Genomic DNA, 19,210 nt, shown 5'->3' on the forward strand with positions numbered 1-19,210 from the left:
CCGCGCGACGGCGCCGGGTCCTCGTTCAGGGCGCGGGCCGGAACCGGCCCGTACGGCGCTCAGGGGAGGGCCGGGTCACCGATCCGTGTGTGGCGCAAGGCCGTCCCGGTAGTCATCGGGCCACAACGTAGTCCACCGGGCAGGACCCCTGCCACCCCGAAGTCCCCCTGGGGACAAGGCCCCTCAGGCCGCGCCCGTCAGGGAAGCCGTCCGCACGGCGACCACCACGGCCAGCAGCGCCACCAGCAGCACGCCGCCGGCCAACTGCATCGCGGAGGTCCGGAGCTTCGCCGGGGCGTAGGCCAGTCCGTACGTCACCAGCCCGCCGGTGAGCAGCCCGCCGAGGTGGCCCTCCCACGAGGTGAACGCGGCCGAGACGACCATCCACAGCAGGAAGCCGGCCATGAAGCGGTTGACCGGCCGCATGTCCCTGCCCAGACGCCGGTTGATGACGTAGAAGGACGCCGCCAGACCGAATATCGCGCCCGAGGCGCCGACCGCCGTCGTCTCCGGCGAGACCAGGTACACCAGCACCGAGCCGCCCACCGCGGACAGCAGGTACAGCGCCAGATAGCGCGCACGGCCGAGCTGGCCCTCCACGACCCGGCCGAGGTTCCACAGCGCCATCATGTTGAAGACGAGGTGCATCACACCGAACGACGAGTCGGGCGGCAGATGCAGGAAGGCACCCGTCACCAGCCGGTACCACTCCCCGTCGGCCACCCCCGTCAGCTCGAACCCGGGGTACGTCCCGCCTTCGTAGTAGTACTGCCCGCCCGCCGGGTCGACCAGCACCGCCCCGAGCATCCCGAACCGGTCCACCGTCTCGGAACGGACCACCTCGACGACGTACGCCACGATGTTCAGCGCCATCAGCACATACGTCACCAGCGGTGTCGCGGAGTCCGGCACCGCCCCGCCGAACAGCGAGCGGGCCCGGCGGACCGAGCGCTGACCCTCCTTCACGCACTCCACGCAGTGGTGGCCGACCGCGGCCTCACGCATGCAGTCGGGGCAGATGTAGCGGTCGCAGCGCGTGCAGCGCACATACGTCTCGTACGACGGGTGGCGATAACACGTGGTGGCGGCGGCCTCCATGGCCGGCTCCTTCATTCGTGGACGGGGAGGAGGGACCGCTGGGGCGGCGGCAGCTCAAGATAGCGAACGCCCCACGGGAGCGGCACACCTGGGGGCGGGGGGAGGGCCTACGCTCGTAACTCCCGCCCCCGCGACGCCAGAAGGCCGCACCCGGATCGGAGACCGACATGACCGCCCCGCCCGCACCCGCCGGTCCCGCCATCAGTCTGAGCAAGGTGAGCGAGCGGGCGCCCGCGATCGTGGACCACTGGACGAGCGCGCGGGTGTCCCTGGAGAAGTACGGGATGAGCGGCGTGCGCGCGGCCGTCTACCTGGTGATCGACCACTCCGGCTCGATGCGGGACTACTTCAAGGACGGCAGTGTCCAGGCCCTGGCCGACCAGGTGCTCGGCCTCTCGGCCCACCTGGACGACGACGGCACGGTGCCCGTCGTGTTCTTCTCCACGGACATCGACGCCGTCACCGACATCGCCCTGGAGAACCACCAGGGACGCATCGACGCGATCCTGTCCGGCCTCGGCCACATGGGGAAGACCAGCTACCACCTGGCCATGGACGCCGTCATCGACCACTACCTCGACAGCGGCTCGACCGCGCCCGCCCTCGTCGTCTTCCAGACGGACGGCGGCCCGATCAGCAAGCTCGCGGCGGAACGCTACCTCTGCAAGGCGGCGAAGCTGCCGCTGTTCTGGCAGTTCGTCGGCTTCGGCAACAAGCGGAGCTCGCAGTTCGACTTCCTGCGCCGGCTCGACGAACTCGACGTACCCGCCAAACGCCCCGTCGACAACGCGGGCTTCTTCCACGCGGGCCCCGACCCGCGAGCCGTACCGGACTCCGAGCTGTACGACCGGCTGGTCGCCGAGTTCCCGCACTGGCTGGCAGCCGCCCGGAGCCGGGGCATCGTCCGATGACCCCGCGGGCCGCACGGTCCGGGCGGGCATGACGAGCCGCTGCGTTCCGGGCCCGATCCGGAGACACGCGGCAAACCCGACAGAGGACGTCCTGATTACCGGGTTCGATGGACCCATGACACCGAACCTCACACCGAGCTCCTGGCAGGACTTCCACGCGGCGGAACCCGACTTCGCCGACACCGTGCGGAAGCGGTTCCAGCAGTACAAGCACCAGGTCCTGGCGACCCTGCGCAAGGACGGCTCGCCCCGGGTCACCGGCCTGGAGGTCGAGTTCCGGATGGACGCCCTGTGGTTCGGCATGATGCCGAACTCCCGCAAGGCACTCGACCTGCGGCGGGACCCCCGCTTCGCCATCCAGGCCAACCCCGGCCCCGACGCCGAGATGGCGGACGGGGACATCCGTGTCTCCGGCCGCGCGGTGGAGATCACCGACCCCGCTGCGCGCGCCCGCTTCGTCGACGAGGTGACACCGCCCGAGCCCTTCCTCCTCTTCCGCGCCGACCCCTTTGAAGTCGTCCGCACCGGGATCGACGGGGACGACCTCGTCGTCCAGGTCTGGCGCCCCGGCCATCCGCTGCGCACCTTGCGCAGGGCGGCCGACGACAGCCCTGTCCGGGAGTCGTGACGCCCTGACCTGCGGCCACGCGGTGCCGGGCGCCGCGCGGCCGGGCGGACAATGGGGGAGTGCCTACCAAGAAACAGCCCGCGGCGGCCTCCCGGCCCGGGCGCCGCCCCGAACTGCTGGCCATCGCCGCGGAGGTCTTCGCCGCACGGGGTTACGACGCCACCACCGTCCGGGAGATCGCGGACGAGGCCGGGATGCTCGCGGGCAGCCTCTACCACCACTTCGCCTCGAAGGAGGCGATGGCGGACGAGATCCTCTCCACCTTCCTGACCGGGCTCCGGACCGCCTACGGCACCGTGCTCGGCTCCGGACTCGCCCCGAGGGAGACCCTGGAAGCGCTGGTCACCGAGACCTTCCGGCAGATCGGGCGCCACCGCGCCGCCGCCGCCATCTACCGGACCGAGGCCGCGCACCTCGCCACCCGGCCCGGCTTCCACCACCTCGCCGACGCGCGGGCGGCGGTCGAGGACCCCTGGCTCCGCGCGCTGGAGCGCGGCGCCGCCGACGGGACACTCCGCCCGGGCCCCGACCCCCGGCTCACCGCCCGCTTCATCGGCGACGCGGTCTGGGGCGCGGCCTCCTGGGCCGGGCCCGACGCGGAACACGACCCCGCCGGCCTCGCCCGCCCGTATCTCGCCCTGCTGCTGGACGGCCTGGCACCGCACGCCTGAGGATCGCCCCCGGCGCCCTCGCGCGATCGGCCGGGGGCTGCGCGCGGTCGGCCGGAGCGCCGCCCGTTCGGCGTAACGGCGGTGCGGGAATCCTCCTGTTCCCGGCGCAGGGCGCCACGGTCGGGGACTGTGGCAATCGGGTGAAATGAACGCCCGCCGGGCCGCTGCCCGGCCGCCCGGCGGAATACGGCGTCCAACGCGGGGCGAAGGGCTCGCCGCCCTTGGGGGAACGGCCCGGGGGGCATCCGGGAACGATTGGGGAACCCGCCGTGAACGAACCTCGTCATCGCCCTGGTCAGCAGAATTTTCGGCGCGCCGGTACGGCGTGATCTGCCGCCCCGCGACGGAACGTGCTACGGTTGCCCAGTTGCAGTTTTGGTACCCATGAACTTTATGTGCGCCTGACGGGAACCCTCCATCAGGCGCTTTATTGTTTTCCGGCTTTCTCCGGATGGGGCTCAATGCGGCGACTTGGAATTCGTAAAGTGCGGATTTCCGGCACTGCACCTCTTTTAGGAGAATGACATGGCTACTGGAACCGTGAAGTGGTTCAACTCGGAAAAGGGCTTCGGCTTCATCGAGCAGGACGGCGGCGGCGCCGACGTCTTCGCCCACTACTCCAACATCGCCACCCAGGGCTTCCGTGAGCTCCAGGAGGGCCAGAAGGTCTCCTTCGACGTCACGCAGGGCCAGAAGGGCCCGCAGGCGGAGAACATCGTCCCGGCCTAATCTCCGGACGCGTACCTCGCAGCCGGGGCCCGCACCGTCAAGGTGCGGGCCCCGGTTTGTGCTGTTTCCGGCTCGTCCGGCCCCCGTCGGCCCACACCGCCGGGACACCTGCTCTGTGCATGCATCCTGGGGCGCACATCAAGCAGTCCGCAGCAGTCGGCAGTACTCCCAAGCAACCCCAGGAATCCCCCAGGAGGGCAATTCCGTATGACCCGCTCCGAACGCCAGGACCGACCGACCCGCAACCGCCCGATAAAGGGGCGCGGCACGGACCGGGCACAGGCGAACAACCGTGGATCCGGCAGGGCACCGGCCCGCCGCAGGCCCGCGCCCGCGCAGGGCGGCGAATTCGCGCTGCCCGAGACCATGACCCCCGCGCTGCCCGCCGTCGAGGCGTTCGCCGAGCTGGACATGCCCGCCGCGCTGCTGAAGACCCTCGCAGCGCAGGGCGTCACCGACCCCTTCCCCATCCAGGGCGCCACCCTGCCGAACTCGCTGGCCGGCCGGGACATCCTCGGCCGCGGCCGCACCGGCTCCGGCAAGACCCTGGCCTTCGGCCTGGCCCTGCTGGCCCGCACGGCGGGACGCCGCTCCGAGCCGCACGCCCCGCTGGCGCTCGTCCTGGTGCCCACCCGTGAGCTCGCCCAGCAGGTCACCGACGCGCTGACCCCGTACGCCACCTCCGTGAACCTGCGCGTCGCCACCGTCGTCGGCGGCATGTCGATCAGCAGGCAGTCCGGTGCGCTGCGCCGCGGCGCCGAGGTGCTCGTCGCCACGCCCGGCCGGCTGAAGGACCTCATCGAGCGCGGCGACTGCCGTCTCGACGAGGTCGCGATCACCGTCCTCGACGAGGCCGACCAGATGGCCGACATGGGCTTCATGCCGCAGGTCGTCGCGCTGCTCAAGCAGGTCGAGCCCGACGGGCAGCGGATGCTGTTCTCCGCGACCCTCGACAAGAACATCGACCGGCTGGTCAAGATGTTCCTCACCGACCCGGTCGTGCACTCCGTCGACCCGTCCGCCGGCGCGGTCACCACGATGGAGCACCACGTGCTCCACGTCCTGGACGAGACGGACAAGAAGGCCGTCGCCACGAAGATCGCCGCCCGCGAGGGCCGGGTGATCATGTTCGTCGACACCAAGCGTGCCGCCGACCGTTTCGCCAAGCGGCTCCTCGCCAGCGGTGTGCGGGCCGCGGCCCTGCACGGCGGACGGTCCCAGCCGCAGCGCAACCGGACGCTGGACCAGTTCAAGAACGGCCAGGTCACCGCGCTCGTCGCGACGAACGTCGCGGCCCGCGGCATCCACATCGACGACCTGGACCTGGTCGTCAACGTGGACCCGCCGACCGACCACAAGGACTACCTCCACCGCGGCGGGCGTACGGCGCGCGCCGGGGAGTCCGGCAGCGTCGTCACGCTCGTGCTGCCCGAGGAGAAGCGCGACATGACCCGGCTGATGCAGGACGCTGGCATCGCGCCGCGCACCACCCGGATCAAGTCCGGCGACGAGGAGCTCAGCCGGATCACGGGTGCCCGTGAGCCGTCCGGTGTCGCGGTCGTCATAGAGGTGCCCCAGCCCACCCAGCCCAAGCCGCGTACGCGCGGCGGCAGCGCGGGCTCCGGCTCCGCGGCCGGTGGATCCTCCTTCCGCTCGGGCAGCAGGGGCCGTGGACGGCGCGGCGGTACGGGCGCTGCCTCGGGCACCGCTCAGAGCGGCGGCACGGCCCGCGGCGGCGCCGGTGGCGGCGGCACGCGCGGCGGTGCGGGCGGCGGTTCGGCGCGTGGTGGCGCGGGCGGCTCGGCCCGTGCGGCCGGGGCCGGCCGTGCCGGTGGCTCCGGCCGCGGCAGCGCGCCCGGGCGTGGCCGCCGGGCGGCGTGACCCCCGGGGCGCGGTGACCGGCCCTCGCCGGTCGCCGCGCCCCGTGCTGTCCCCCGGCCTCACCCGCCGGGAGGGGTCCGTGCCCGTGGTCCTCGTGGCCGGGCGCGGGCTCCTGCCCCTACCTGCCTCCGGGGCCGGGTGCGGCTTCCCGGCCGTGGTCCTCGTGGCCGGACGTGACCTCCCGGTCGTACGGCCCGTCGTGGCCGGGTGCGGCCTCGTATCCCCTCAGGGCCCGTGCCGCCGCGTCGGCAGGCAACGGGTCCGGTGCCGCCGCGAGCTCGCGCAGCAGCGGCACCGCGCGGGCGGCGAACGGCCGGTCCCCGGTGCGGAATCCGAGGCGGGCCAGCACATCCGCGCCGAACGCCCGGCGCAGCGGATCCTCGCTCGCCGTCCAGGCCGCGGCCGCCTGGAACGTCTCCTCGTCGCCGCGCAGCCACAGCGCCCCGACCGTCACCAGCCAGTTGTCGAGCCCCGGGCCACCTCCCCGCAGCGCCCTGACCGCCAGCTCCTCGTACGGGGCACGCAGGCCCAGCTCGAGCTCCAGGAGCGTCGCGATCGCCCCGTGTCCCGTCTGCTGGTCCTGGGAGGCGAACACCTCGCCGTCCCGCAGCAGTTCGGCCGTGACGGTCACCCCGCCGTCCTGCGGCGCGCGGCGCACCACGCAGGTGTGGCCCCCGTCCCCGTACGCCGTGAGCAGGGCGCCCCGAAGCTCCGCCTCCACGTCGAGCGTCAGCATGCGCCGGGCCTCCTCCAGTGCGGGGGAGAGCGCGCGGGCGCCGTGCCGCAGCAGTGCCCGTACGGTCTCCGTCGAGCCCCGCCGGGCCGCGACCACGAGCAGGGCCTCGTCGTGCGGGCCCGGCAGGTCCGGGGCCGCGCCGTGCGCGAGGAGGACCTCCGCGACCCGCGCGTGTCCGAGCCCCGCGGCCCAGCGCAGCGCGGTGAAGCCGAACTCCTCTCTCAGGTCCGGTTCCGCGCCCGCCGCGAGCAGCGTCTCGGCCACCTCGACGTGGTCTCCGCACGCCGCCCCGCACAGCGGCAGATCGCCCGCCTCCGGACCGCTCGCCCTGTTCGGGTCCGCGCCCGCGGCCAGCAGCAGCCGGACCGAACCGGGCAGATCCAGGGTGGACGCCAGATACAGCGCGGTCGTTCCGTCCTCGTCGCTCGACTCGGCGGGCGCGCCCGCGCGGAGCGCCCGTACGACGGCGTTCTCACCCTCGTACAACGCGTCGAAGAGACCGCTGACACCACCGACCGGACCATTTGTCATACATCGACCCTACGGCCACCCCGGTCGGTGCCGGCCCGTCAGGTGTCGCACTCCAGGACCGTGTGGCACAGCCCGCACCGCGCCCGCGTCCTGCCGCGCACCGGCACCCGGACGCGCTGGTGGCAGGTGGGGCAGGTGAAGGAGACCCGGAGGCCGTCCGCACCGGACTCGAAGGCGTACGGAACGGCCGGGTCCTGGTCCGCGCCCGGGTGGTCCCTCGCCTCGCGCCGGTCCTTGGCGTAGCGGCGCCGGCCCGCCCAGCCCGCGGCCGTCAGCGGGGGCCGGTGCAGATCGCGCAGCGCCTCCGCCCGGCCCTTGGTGTACGCCGTGTACGCCTGGGGGCTGGTGAACCACACCGAGGGGTCCTCGCCGAAGGCGAGTGCGCGCTTGGCGAGGACGTAACCGAACTCCTCGGGCGTGAGATAGCCGAGCTTCTGGCTGGAGACCGCGTCCTGGCGGAAGGCGTCGAGCAGGAGCCAGCCCGCGCCGAGGTAGGCCGTCACGGTGTCGGTGAGGATCTCGTTGTCGCGGGTGCCGGGGAGCTCCAGCCCCAGCCGGTGCAGCAGCACATGGGTGATCTCGTGCGCGAGCGCGGCGCCGATGTCCCGCCGGTGCGTGCGGAAGCGGTCGTTGAGCTCGATGAAGTACTCGGGGCCCGCCGTGAGTTCGACGCTCGCGGCGTGATCCATCCGCCGGAACCCGACGACGACACGGGCCTGCGGGAGCCGCAGGTGCTGGACCAGGGCGCCGGCCACCCGCTGGGCCCCCAGGTGCAGGTCGTCCATGTCGGAGAACGCGGCGTCCGCGGGGGAGAGGCTGGTGGAGTAGGCGCGCACCCCCTCGGGGGAGATCCGCCGGTAGAGCGCGGTGATCGCGGACCGCACGGCGTCGAGATGCGGAAAGCCGTGGACGACCGGCCCGCCTCCGCTCCTGCCCTCGCTCACGTCCGGACCCCCCATCGGCGGCACTCAACAGACTTTCACTGTAGGCCGGTCCGCCCGGAATCCGTCGCTCGCCGCCGTGTGATCTTGGCCGGATTCCCCGCCTTGTGGCAGCGGTGATCGCTTCCCGATAATCGGATGGTCTTGTCGAGGGCATGCCGAGAATTCCTGGCCGCAAGCCCCTGAACAGGACACGCGCGCCCGCACGCCTGCGCACGCACCCCCCACTTCGCCCCCACCGAAAGCAGGCACAGCCCGTGAAGCAGCTTCTGCGCACCCTGAAGAGACTCTCCGTCATAGCCGCCGTGGCCCTCGCCACCCTCAGCCTCCAGCCGTCGGGCGCCTCCGCCGCCCCGGCCCCCGTCGTCGGCGGCACCCGCGCCGCCCAGGGCGAATTCCCCTTCATGGTCCGCCTCTCCATGGGCTGCGGCGGAGCCCTCTACAGCCCGACCGTCGTCCTCACCGCAGCCCACTGCGTCAGCGGATCGGGCAACAACACCTCCATCACCGCCACCGCCGGCGTCGTCGACCTCCAGTCGTCCTTGGCCGTCAAGGTCCGCTCCACCAAGGTCCTCCAGGCGCCCGGCTACAACGGCGTCGGCAAGGACTGGGCACTGATCAAGCTCGCGCAGCCCATCAACCAGCCCACCCTGAAGATCGCCACCACCACCGCCTACGACTCCGGAACCTTCACCGTCGCCGGCTGGGGCGCGGCCGTCGAGGGCGGAGGCCAGCAGCGCTACCTGCTCAAGGCCACCGTCCCCTTCGTCTCCGACGCCACCTGCCAGCAGGCCTACGGCAGTGACCTCGTGCCCAGCCAGGAGATCTGCGCCGGATACGTGAGCACCGGCGGCGTCGACACCTGCCAGGGCGACTCCGGCGGCCCCATGTTCCGCAAGGACAACGCCGGAGCCTGGATCCAGGTCGGCATCGTCAGCTGGGGCGAGGGCTGTGCCCAGCCCGGCTACCCCGGCGTCTACACCCAGGTGTCGGCCTTCGCCTCCGCCATCGCATCGGCCGCGGCGACCCTCTGACCCCGCTCAGCCCGGCTCGTCCCCGGGGGCGCCCCGCCCGACGGGCGCCCCCGGGCCCAGCTCCGCGAACGGGTCGCCGGCCCGCTCCAGCTCCAGCACCCACACCTCGTTGGCGCCCTCGCGGAGCACCGGCCCCGGAACGTACAGCGGACGCCCCGGCCCCACCGACCAGTAGCGGCCCAGGCAGAAGCCGTTCACCCACACGAACCCCCGCGTCCAGCCCGGCAGTTCCAGCCCCGCGTGCCCCGTACCCGCCGCGTCCGCCACCTCGAAGGACCCCCGGAACAGCCCCGTCGGCCCCACCTCCCCGGCGTCCACGAACGCCACCCGGGCCGCCACCGCCCCCGGCTCCCCGAACGCGTCCAGACGCAACGCCCGCGCCCGCACCCCGTGCAGGAACTGCCGCTCGTGCAGCACCCCGCCCGTGATGCCCTTCGGCTCGCCCAGCCGGGGCCCGTAGTTGACCCGGCCCAGCGACTCCACCCACAGCTCCACCTCGGCGGGCCCCGCCACCGGCTCCTCCAGCGTGTGGTCCTCCTCGTCGAGGACCCCCGCCCGCACCCCGTCGACGTACACCACGGCCCGGTCCCGCAGACCCGCCACCCTCAGCGGATACGCCTTCCGGGGCCCGGGGACGTCCACCCGGTACCGCACCAGGCCCCGGTCCACCCCCAGGTCCTCGAACGTCGGCGGCACCCCCGACTCCGCCGTCTCCGGATCGCCCAGCGCCTCCAGCACACCGGCCAGCGGCGCCCCCTGCGTCAGGGCGATCCGCACCGGCCGCGCCAGGCCCACCGGCTCGGGCGGCGGTTCCGGCAGCGGGCCCTCCCCGTACTCCGCCAGCACCTTCCGCAGCTGCCAGAACTTCTCGGTCGCCCGGCCGTACTCGTCGACCGGTGCGTCGTAGTCGTACGACGTCACCGTCGGCACCAGCTCCCGGTCCTGCAGCGGACCCGAACGATTGGCACCCGGCCAGCCCGCGAAACTCGTGCCCCCGTGCGCCATGTAGATGTTCACCGAGGCCCCGCACTCCAGGATCTCGCGCAGCGCGGCGGCCGTCGCGGCGGCATCGCGTACCACCGGCTCCGCACCCCAGTGCTCGAACCAGCCGCACCAGAACTCCATGCACATCAGCGGCCCCCCGGGCTGGTACCGGCGCAGCACGTCGAAGGCATCCCGCGCCCCCGAACCGAAGTTGACCGTGGCCGTCAGGCCCGGGACCGAGCCCCCGGTCAGCATGTGGTCCTCCGGCCCGTCCGACGTGAACAGCGGAACCGTCACCCCGCACCGCCGCAACAGACCCGCCAGCTCCTGAAGATGGACCCGGTCGGAGCCGTAACTCCCGTACTCGTTCTCCACCTGCGCCATCACCACCGGACCGCCGCACGTGATCTGGCGCCGCACCACCTGCGGCAACAGCTCCCCGAACCAGCGCTCCACCGCCGCCGTGTACCCCGCGTCCCTGGTCCGCACCCGCCGGCCGAACCGCCCCGTCACCCAGGACGGCAGCCCGCCGTTCTCCCACTCGGCGCAGATGTACGGACCGGGGCGCACGATCGCCATCAGCCCCGCCCCCCGCACCGCGTCCAGGAACCGGCCGAGCGCCCCCACGTCCCGGAAATCGCCCGGCCGCGGCTCGTGCAGATTCCACGGGACGTACGTCTCCACACAGTTGAGGCCCATCGCCCGCAGCATCGACAACCGGTGCTCCCACTGGTCCTCGTGCACCCGGAAGTAGTGCAGCGCCCCCGACAGCAGCCGTACGGGCTCTCCGTCCAGCCGGAAGTGGCCGTCCTCCACCGTGAAGTCAGTCATCGTGCTCGTACGCTCCTGAGTGCGAGGTCCCATGCCGGCCCTCAGCATCGCCCCGGTACCCACCCCGGTCCATGGAGAAAGATCGCCGACAGTTGGACGCAACAGCCGCCAGGGACACGAAGCCGGTGCACCACACCTGGATGCGCTTCTTCACCCCCAGCCCCCGCCACCACCGCCTCGGCCTCGTCTGCCTCGGGGTCGGCCTCCAGCACGGCGCCCTGCCCACCGTCGGCCCCCGCACCCTCGACCACCACACGGCCGTGCTCGTCAACACGGGCAGCGGCTGGCTCGCCACCCCCGACGGCCGCCGCACGGCCGTCACCGCACCCAGCCTGATCTGGCTCACCCCCGGCACGCCCCACCACTACGGCGCCGACCCCACCGGCTGGGACGAGAGCTTCGTCGACTTCACCGGGCCCGCCACCACCACCTACACCGAACTGGGATACATCGAACCCGACCGCCCCCTCGTCCCCCTCACCGGCACCGCCGGCCCCCGCGCCGCCATCGGCCGCATCGTCCGCGCCGCCCGGCACGAGGGCCCTCTCCTCGAAGTGGAGGCGGGCGCCGCCCTCCACGAACTCCTCGTCGCCCTGCGCCGGGCACGCGCCGACACCGGACCCGACGGAACACCCGTGCTCCAGGCCCTCGCGCGCGACGCACTGCGGCCCCTGTCCGTCGCCGACCACGCGGCCCGCCACGGCATGACCCCCGCGGAACTCCGCGCCGCCGTGAAACGCGCCGCCGGATGCGGGCCCAAGGACTACCTGCTGAACATCCGGCTCAGTCACGCCAAGGAACTCCTCGCCGCCACCGACCTGCCGGTCGCCGCCGTCGCCCGCCGCGTCGGCTACGACGACCCCGCCTACTTCTCCCGGCTCTTCGCCCGGCGCGTCGGCACCGCCCCCGTGCGCTTCCGCGCCCAGCAGGGACGCGCCATCCAGGACGGCCACCGGGACCCCGCCCCGTGACCGGGCGCGCCCGCACCTACGTCTAAGCTCGCTGACCATGACCACGAGGGACATCGACGAGTACGTCACCACCGAACTGAACCGGCTGCGCGAAAGCATCGACAACATCGACGCCGCGGTCGTCCACATGCTCGCCGAGCGTTTCAAGGCCACCCAGCAGGTCGGCCACCTCAAGGCCCAGCACCACCTGCCGCCCGCCGACCCGGCCCGCGAAGCCCGTCAGATCGCCCGGCTGCGACAGCTCGCCGAGAGCGCCAAGCTCGACCCCGCCTTCGCCGAGAAGCTCCTGAACTTCATCGTCGCCGAGGTCATCCGCCACCACGAGCGCATCGCGGAGGAGTCGGCGGGAGAGGCCACGCCCCCCGGAGCCTGAGCCGCCCCGGAGCGGTCACCAGGTGTGGGTGTCCCGCGGCGACCGCGGAGGGTACTCCGGCCGGGCCTCGGCCTGCCCGCCCCGCGCCGGGGCCTCCTGGGCCCCGCCCCCGGCCCGCCGCTTTCCTCCCACCGCCGTGCCCGGGGCGGACCACTCGCCCTCGCCCAGGACCAGCAGCGGGTCGAACATCACGACGACACCCGCGAGGACCAGGAACGTCACCGGCCCGATCAGCAGCGGCAGCATGATCGAGGCCGCCGTGTCACCCGCGACCGCCCTGGAAGCCCCGGTCGTGTGCAGATGCACGGCGATACCGCCCATGCCCGTGTAGTGCATGCCGGTGACGGCGGCCCCCATGACCAGCGAGGCCCCCAGGCTCGCCAGGAAACCGCGCACCGACACCGCGGCCCAGAGCGCCGCGGTCGCCGCGGCGACCGCGATCACGACGGACAGCGTGACGGCCACCGTGTCGTACTCGATCCGGCCGTTCAGCCGCATGCCCGCCATGCCGATGTAGTGCATCGCCGCGACCCCGAGTCCCGTCACCAGACCCGCCGATATGAGCGCCGTACGGGTCGCCCCCCGGTACCCCACGATGAAGACACCCACGCCGACCACCACGATCGCGACCGCGAGACTCAGCCACGTCCGCTGCAGGTCGTAGGTGACCGGGACCTCCGCCACGTCGAAACCCATCATGGCGACGAAGTGCATCGTCCAGATGCCCGAACCGATGGAGGCCGCGCCGAGCGCGAGCCAACCGGGCTTCCAGGCACTGGTGTTGCGCAGGGAGCGGATGGTGCAGCGCAGTCCCAGCGCGCTGCCGAGACATGCCATCACGTACGCCACCACGGGCGTCACGGCCCCGTAGCTGAAGCCGTCGATCGTGCCCTGCATAGCCGGTCGCCCCCTGGCGTGCGCGTGGAAATGTGAAGGAAGGGTGTGGAGTGTGACTTTAGGGTCGCCTAACCTATCGGCCAAATCCCGTATCCGGAACCCCCGCGGGAGACCGCCCCGCCCCGCCCCTGCCGGGCCCCGTCAGCCCTGCGAGAACCCCACTGCACAGCCTCCGGCCCGTACGGCAGCATGGGCGCCATGTCCGTACTGACGCGCAAAGAAGCGCAGACCCGCGCCCAGCTCCTCGACGTACACCGGTACACGGTCGACCTCGACCTCACCACGGGCGAGGAGACCTTCGACTCCCGGACCACCATCCGGTTCACCGCCCGTGACACCGGAGACACCTTCGTCGAGATCAAGCCGGAGACACTGCGCGCACTCAGCCTCGACGGACAACCGCTCGACCCCGAACGCCTCGACGGGAACCGCTACCCCCTCGACCGCCTCACCGCCGGCCCCCACGAACTCACCGCCGACGCCACCATGCGCTACTCCCGCACCGGCGAGGGCATGCACCGCTTCACCGACCCCGCCGACGGCGAGACCTACGTCTACACCCAGCTCTTCATGGAGGACGTCCAGCGCGTCTTCGCCGCATTCGACCAGCCCGACCTCAAATCGGTCTTCGACCTCACCGTCACCGCACCCGCCGGCTGGACCGTCCTCGGCAACGGCACCGCCACCCAGGCCACCGAGGGCCGCTGGACCCTCGCCCCCACCCCGCCCATCTCCACCTACCTCGTCGCCGTCGCCGCGGGCCCCTGGCACTCCGTCACCACCCAGCACGCCGGACTGCCCTTCGGCATCCACTGCCGCCGCTCCCTCGCCCCCCACCTCGACGCCGACGCCGACGAGATCCTCGGCATCACCCGCGCCTGCTACGACCGCTACCACGAGAAGTTCGACGAGCCCTACCCCTTCGACTCGTACGACCAGGCCTTCGTCCCCGAATTCAACGCCGGCGCCATGGAGAACCCCGGACTCGTCACCTTCCGCGACGAGTTCGTCTACCGCTCCGCCGTCACCGACACCGAACGCCAGACCCGCGCCATGGTCATCGCCCACGAGATGGCCCACATGTGGTTCGGCGACCTCGTCACCCTCACCTGGTGGGACGACATCTGGCTGAACGAGTCCTTCGCCGAGTACATGGGCTACCAGACCCTCACCGAGGCCACCCTTCCCCAAGCCCTCGACTCCGTCCGGGCGAGGGAGACCCTGTTCCCCGACACCTGGGTCGAATTCGGTGTCTCCCGCAAGGGCTGGGGATACGACGCCGACCAGCGCCCCACCACCCACCCCGTCGCCCCCGACCCCGACGCCGTCCCCGACACCGCCTCGGCCCTCCTCAACTTCGACGGCATCTCCTACGCCAAGGGCGCCTCCGCCCTGCGCCAACTCGTCGCCTGGCTCGGCGAGAAGGACTTCCTCGCCGGCATCAACACCCACTTCGCCCGGCACAGGTTCGCCAACGCCACCCTCGCCGACTTCATCGACAACCTCGCCACCGCCACCGACCGCGACGTCCACACCTGGGCCGCCGGCTGGCTCCGCACCACCGGCATCGACACCCTCACCGCCCGCGTCGAGAACACCGGCCACAGCTGGAACCTCGCCGTCGACCGCACCGGCGAACGCCCCCACCGCATCACCGTCGGCGCCTACGACCACAGCCTCGGCACACAGACCGGCCCCGACCAGCTCGTCCTGCGTGAACGCTTCGAGCTCGACATCCCCCAGAACGGCACCCCCGCCACCCAGCCCGGCCCACGCCCCGACCTCGTCGTCCTCAACGACAACGACCTCACCTACGCCAAGGTCCGCCTCGACCCCCACTCCTGGAACACCGCCCTCACCCACCTCTCCGGCATCCCCGAAGCCCTCACCCGCGCCCTCATCTGGAACACCGCCCGCGACATGGTCCGCGACGGCGAACTCCACCCCACCGCCTACCTCAGCGCCGCCCGCACCCACCTCCCCCACGAGACCGACCTCGCCCTCGTCAACGGTGTCCTCGGCTTCGCCGCCACCCAGATCGCCGACCGCTACCTCGCCCCCCAGGACCGCCCCGCCGCCCTCGCCACCCTCACCTCGCTCTGCCGCGACCTCCTCCGCCGCACCGAGGGCCTCACCGCCAAGGACTGGGAACAGGGCCCCGGCACCAGAACCCCCGGCAGCCCCGACCCCGGCCTCCGCCTCACCGCCGTACGCCACTTCATCGACGCGGCCACCCAGCCCGAAGCCATCCAGGAATGGCTCGGCGACGGCACCGTCCCCGGCGGGCCCGAACTCGACCCCGAACTCCGCTGGCGCATCCTCACCCGCCTCGCCGTCCTCGGCGCCATCGACGAAGCCGTCATCACCCGCGAACTCGACAAGGACCCCAGCGCCACCGGACAGGAAGGCGCCGCCCGCTGCCGCGCCGCACTGCCCACCCCCGAGGCCAAGGAAGCCGCCTGGCAGGCCATGTTCAGCGACGACACCCTGTCCAACTACCTCTTCACCGCCACCGCCCAAGGCTTCTGGCAGCCCGAGCAGAGCGAACTCCTCCATCACTACGTCGACCGCTACTACCCCGACGCCGCCGCCCTCGCCGCCCGCCGCGGACCCGCCATCGCCGAAGCCGCCGGGCGCCACGCCTTCCCCGTACACGCCATCGACGCCCAGAGCCTCCGGCGCGGCACCGACGCCCTCGACGCCTCCGCGCTCACCCCGGCGCTCCGCCGCAAACTCACCGACCAGCTCGACGACCTCCGCCGCGCACTCGCCGTACGCGAAGCCCACTGACCCACCCGCACCACGCCCACACCTGTGCCCGGCCCCCTCCACGGAAAGGCCGGGCACAGCCATACGAACAACGAACGCCTATACCAGTCCCATCGCCCCCAACCCACCCACACCGCACAGCAGTACCCCTTTCGGGTTGAGATCGTTGGGCTCTTCGGCCGCACCATCCGGAATCCGGACAAGCTGACCCCACCGCCCCCTGCCCACCCGAAGGACCACACCAGCCATGCCCACCCCGCCCCTCGCCGGAGGCACCGCAGGCCCCTCCCACCTGCGCCCCCTCCTCGACACCGTCCTCGACGCCCTCCACGAGGGCGCCACCCGCCGCGACGGCCCCCTCCCCGCCGGCGGCCCCCACACCGTCACCCACAACCTCCACCAGGCCACCGGCCCCCTCATCCCCGACCACGGCACCGGCCCCCACCACGCCCTCCGCACCCTCGTCACCGCCCTCGCCGAAGGCGCCGCCGACCCCGCGCACCCCCACTGCGCAGCCCACCTCCACACCCCACCCCTCGCCCTCGCGGCGGCAGCCGACCTCGCCGCATCCGCCCTCAACCCCTCCATGGACTCCTGGGACCAGGCCCCCGCCGCCTCCGCCCTCGAAACAGCCCTCACCACCGCGCTCGCCGCCGAGATCTACCCCCAGACCCAAAACCCCGACGCCCTCGTCACCACCGGCGGCACCGAAGCCAACCAACTCGCGCTCCTCCTCGCCCGCGAACGCCACGGCCCCGTACAGACCATCTGCGCCGCCAACGCCCACCACAGCATCAGCCGCGCCACCTGGCTCCTCGGCCTCCCACGACCCGTCGTCATCCCCGCCCCCACCGGCGTGATGGACACCGACGCCCTCCGCGACGCCCTCACCCGCCACGACGGCCCCCTCCTCGTCACCGCCACCGCAGGCACCACCGACACCGGCCAGATCGACCCCCTCACCGACATCGCCGACCTCACCACCACCCATGGCGCCGACCTCCACATCGACGCCGCGTACGGCGGCCCCCTCCTCTTCAGCCCCACCCACCGCCACGCGCTACGCAGCCTCCACCGCGCCCAGAGCGTCACCCTCGACCTGCACAAACTCGGCTGGCAACCCGCATCCGCAGGCATCCTCGCCGTGCCCCACCACCACGACCTCGACTCCCTCCACCACCACGCCGCCTACCTCAACGCCGACGACGACACCGAAGCCGGCCTCCCCGACCTCCTCGGCCGCTCCCTGCGCACCACCCGCCGCCCCGACGCCCTCAAGATCGCCGTCACCCTCCAGGCACTCGGTCGCGACGGACTCGCCGACCTCGTCGACCGCACCGTCACCGCCGCCCACCACCTCGCCGACCTCATCGACGACGACCCCGCACTCGACCTCTACGCCCGCCCCACCATCAGCACCGTCCTCTTCCGCCCCACCCACACCGACGACACCACCGTCGCCACCATCCGGCGCACCCTCCTCGACCGAGGCCACGCCGTACTCGGCCGCGCCCGCACCCACGACGGCCTCTGGCTCAAAGCCACCCTCCTCAACCCCCACACCACCCCCGACGACCTGCGCCGACTCCTCGCCCACGTCACCCGCGCCCACTCCCGAGCCACCACGGAAGGCAGCCCCCGATGACCGACCGGACCACCCCCGACGGCGACCGGACCCACGACCTCGTCGGCATCGGCCTCGGCCCCTTCAACCTCTCCCTCGCCGCCCTCGCCGACGGCCTCCCCGCCACCGGCCGCCCCCTCACCACCGCCTTCTACGAACAACGCCCCGCCTTCCACTGGCACCCCGGCCTCCTCATCGACGGCGCCACCCTCCAGGTCCCCTTCCTCGCCGACCTCACCACCCTCGCCGACCCCACCAGCCCCTGGACCTTCCTCAACTACCTCCGCACCCGCGAACGCCTCTACCCCTTCTACTTCGCCGAGCAATTCCACATCCACCGCGCCGAATACGACGCCTACTGCCGCTGGGTCAGCGAACAACTCCCCACCATCCACTTCAACCACCAGGTCGACGCCGTCCGCTGGAACGCCGAACGCGCCCTCTACGAGGTCGACCACACCCGACTCGGCCCCGATGGAGAGGCCGAAGCCCTCGGCCGCACCCACACCCGCCACATCGCTCTCGGCGTCGGCACCGCACCCTTCATCCCCGAACCCCTGCGTCCCCTCGCGGAAGCCCCCGGCATCCCCGTCATCCACTCCGCCGACTACCTCCACCACCGCGAAGAACTCCTCCGGGCCGACCACATCACCGTCATCGGCTCCGGCCAGTCCGGCGCCGAGATCTTCCTCGACCTCCTCCGTGCCCGCCCCCGCGGCATCGAGAAGATCCACTGGCTCGCCCGCACCCAGGCCTTCGCCCCCATGGAGTACTCGAAACTCGGCCTCGAACACTTCACCCCCGACTACACCCACTACTTCCACGCACTCCCCGAGCACGTACGGGACGACCTCGTCCCCCAGCAATGGCAGCTCCACAAGGGCATCGACACCGACACGATCTCCGCCATCCACGACGAGCTCTACCGGCGCACCCTGCACGGGGGCTGGCCCGACGTCACCCTCACCCCCGGCGTCGGCGTCCGCACCGCGGGCCGCCTCTCCGGCAGCGGGAACCGCATCGAGCTCCACCTCGAACACACCCAGCAGGCCACCCGCAGCCGCCTCACCACCGACGCCGTCGTCCTCGCCACCGGCTACCGCGAACGCCCCCTGGACACCCTCCTCACCGGCATCGCCCCCCACATCCGCCGCGACAGCCAGGGACGCCCCCGCATCCACACCGACTTCCGCCTCGACCTGGACCCCACCCTCACGGGCAACATCTACGTCCAGAACGCCGAACGCCACACCCACGGAGTCGGCGCCCCCGACCTCGGGCTCGCCGCCTGGCGCAGCGCCACCATCCTCAACAACCTCACCGGCACCACCCCCTACCCCCTCCCGCAGCGCACCGCCTTCACCACCTTCGGCCTCACCCCCCACAGCGCCCGTACGCCCACCGTCCCCGGGCAGGGCAGCCCGCTCACCCCCCTCGCGGAAGGCCGCTGATCATCTCCGGGGAGACAGAAGCGAGAAGCGGAGGAAGGGAGAGAGGCACGCAAGGCCACGACCGCAGCGCGTACTTCGGTCCCGGGACCCCCGAGCCGGATCCCTGAGGACCGGAACCTCACGCCGAAAGCCTGTCGGCCACGACCTCCG

General features: G+C 72.4%; 16 protein-coding genes. 11 read left to right on the forward strand and 5 right to left on the reverse strand.

Annotation, left to right across the window (positions count from 1 at the left end; all coding sequences use genetic code 11):
* Nucleotides 1-183 precede the first annotated feature (183 nt).
* Nucleotides 184-1,098, reverse strand: a complete 915-nt coding sequence (locus tag AMK10_RS12565; RefSeq protein WP_073747757.1) for a rhomboid family intramembrane serine protease — start codon at nucleotides 1,096-1,098, stop codon at nucleotides 184-186.
* Nucleotides 1,099-1,265: 167 nt separating this feature from the next.
* Here AMK10_RS12565 and AMK10_RS12570 point away from each other — a divergent pair, with 167 nt between their 5' ends.
* The 5 genes from AMK10_RS12570 to AMK10_RS12590 all read left to right on the forward strand — a co-directional run bounded on the left by AMK10_RS12570 (nucleotide 1,266) and on the right by AMK10_RS12590 (nucleotide 5,918).
* On the forward strand, nucleotides 1,266-2,009 hold the full coding sequence (locus tag AMK10_RS12570; protein WP_073747758.1) for a vWA domain-containing protein: 744 nt from the start codon (nucleotides 1,266-1,268) through the stop codon (nucleotides 2,007-2,009).
* A gap of 115 nt (nucleotides 2,010-2,124) precedes the next feature.
* Nucleotides 2,125-2,637, forward strand: a complete 513-nt coding sequence (locus AMK10_RS12575; RefSeq protein WP_073747759.1) for a pyridoxamine 5'-phosphate oxidase family protein — start codon at nucleotides 2,125-2,127, stop codon at nucleotides 2,635-2,637.
* 59 nt (nucleotides 2,638-2,696) lie between these two features.
* The gene (locus AMK10_RS12580) at nucleotides 2,697-3,308 is read left to right on the forward strand and encodes a TetR/AcrR family transcriptional regulator (protein ID WP_073747760.1); all 612 of its coding nucleotides are present in this window, start codon (nucleotides 2,697-2,699) and stop codon (nucleotides 3,306-3,308) included.
* 525 nt (nucleotides 3,309-3,833) lie between these two features.
* Entirely contained in the window at nucleotides 3,834-4,037 is a 204-nt protein-coding gene (locus AMK10_RS12585; RefSeq protein WP_015607926.1) for a cold-shock protein, read from the forward strand.
* Nucleotides 4,038-4,244: 207 nt separating this feature from the next.
* Nucleotides 4,245-5,918, forward strand: a complete 1,674-nt coding sequence (locus AMK10_RS12590; RefSeq protein WP_073747761.1) for a DEAD/DEAH box helicase — start codon at nucleotides 4,245-4,247, stop codon at nucleotides 5,916-5,918.
* A gap of 118 nt (nucleotides 5,919-6,036) precedes the next feature.
* Here AMK10_RS12590 and AMK10_RS12595 read toward each other — a convergent pair whose 3' ends face one another.
* Together AMK10_RS12595 and AMK10_RS12600 are read right to left on the reverse strand one after the other, a co-directional pair.
* Nucleotides 6,037-7,185 carry an ankyrin repeat domain-containing protein gene (locus AMK10_RS12595; protein WP_079180672.1) on the reverse strand — a complete coding sequence of 383 codons (1,149 nt, stop codon included), beginning with the start codon at nucleotides 7,183-7,185 and terminating at the stop codon, nucleotides 6,037-6,039.
* A gap of 38 nt (nucleotides 7,186-7,223) precedes the next feature.
* Nucleotides 7,224-8,129, reverse strand: a complete 906-nt coding sequence (locus AMK10_RS12600) for a hypothetical protein (RefSeq protein ID WP_073748049.1) — start codon at nucleotides 8,127-8,129, stop codon at nucleotides 7,224-7,226.
* A gap of 254 nt (nucleotides 8,130-8,383) precedes the next feature.
* Here AMK10_RS12600 and AMK10_RS12605 point away from each other — a divergent pair, with 254 nt between their 5' ends.
* Nucleotides 8,384-9,160 carry a S1 family peptidase gene (locus AMK10_RS12605; protein ID WP_073747762.1) on the forward strand — a complete coding sequence of 259 codons (777 nt, stop codon included), beginning with the start codon at nucleotides 8,384-8,386 and terminating at the stop codon, nucleotides 9,158-9,160.
* Nucleotides 9,161-9,166: 6 nt separating this feature from the next.
* Here the strand turns inward: AMK10_RS12605 and AMK10_RS12610 are convergent, their stop codons facing one another.
* Nucleotides 9,167-10,975: a glycoside hydrolase family 35 protein gene (locus tag AMK10_RS12610; protein WP_073747763.1), complete on the reverse strand. Its 1,809-nt coding sequence runs from the start codon at nucleotides 10,973-10,975 to the stop codon at nucleotides 9,167-9,169.
* 125 nt (nucleotides 10,976-11,100) lie between these two features.
* On the opposite strand from AMK10_RS12610, the gene AMK10_RS12615 reads away from it, so the two are divergent.
* Both AMK10_RS12615 and AMK10_RS12620 read left to right on the forward strand, forming a co-directional pair.
* Nucleotides 11,101-11,946 carry an AraC family transcriptional regulator gene (locus tag AMK10_RS12615; protein ID WP_073747764.1) on the forward strand — a complete coding sequence of 282 codons (846 nt, stop codon included), beginning with the start codon at nucleotides 11,101-11,103 and terminating at the stop codon, nucleotides 11,944-11,946.
* Between the two features lie 37 nt (nucleotides 11,947-11,983).
* On the forward strand, nucleotides 11,984-12,319 hold the full coding sequence (locus AMK10_RS12620; RefSeq protein WP_073747765.1) for a chorismate mutase: 336 nt from the start codon (nucleotides 11,984-11,986) through the stop codon (nucleotides 12,317-12,319).
* 15 nt (nucleotides 12,320-12,334) lie between these two features.
* Here AMK10_RS12620 and AMK10_RS12625 read toward each other — a convergent pair whose 3' ends face one another.
* Nucleotides 12,335-13,216, reverse strand: a complete 882-nt coding sequence (locus tag AMK10_RS12625; RefSeq protein WP_079180673.1) for an MHYT domain-containing protein — start codon at nucleotides 13,214-13,216, stop codon at nucleotides 12,335-12,337.
* A gap of 198 nt (nucleotides 13,217-13,414) precedes the next feature.
* Between AMK10_RS12625 and pepN the strand changes: the two genes are divergently transcribed.
* From pepN to AMK10_RS12640, 3 genes are all read left to right on the forward strand, one after another.
* On the forward strand, nucleotides 13,415-16,006 hold the full coding sequence (pepN, locus tag AMK10_RS12630; protein ID WP_073748050.1) for an aminopeptidase N: 2,592 nt from the start codon (nucleotides 13,415-13,417) through the stop codon (nucleotides 16,004-16,006).
* A 226-nt stretch (nucleotides 16,007-16,232) separates the two neighbouring features.
* A complete protein-coding gene (locus tag AMK10_RS12635; RefSeq protein ID WP_073747766.1) occupies nucleotides 16,233-17,630 on the forward strand; it encodes a pyridoxal phosphate-dependent decarboxylase family protein in 1,398 nt (465 codons plus the stop codon).
* A complete protein-coding gene (locus AMK10_RS12640; RefSeq protein ID WP_073747767.1) occupies nucleotides 17,627-19,060 on the forward strand; it encodes a lysine N(6)-hydroxylase/L-ornithine N(5)-oxygenase family protein in 1,434 nt (477 codons plus the stop codon). The genes AMK10_RS12635 and AMK10_RS12640 overlap by 4 nt, the downstream gene beginning before the upstream one ends.
* The last annotated feature ends 150 nt before the right edge of the window (nucleotides 19,061-19,210 follow it).

Source organism: Streptomyces sp. CB02058, assembly GCF_001905505.1.
In the GTDB taxonomy this organism is placed as follows: Bacteria; Actinomycetota; Actinomycetes; order Streptomycetales; family Streptomycetaceae; genus Streptomyces.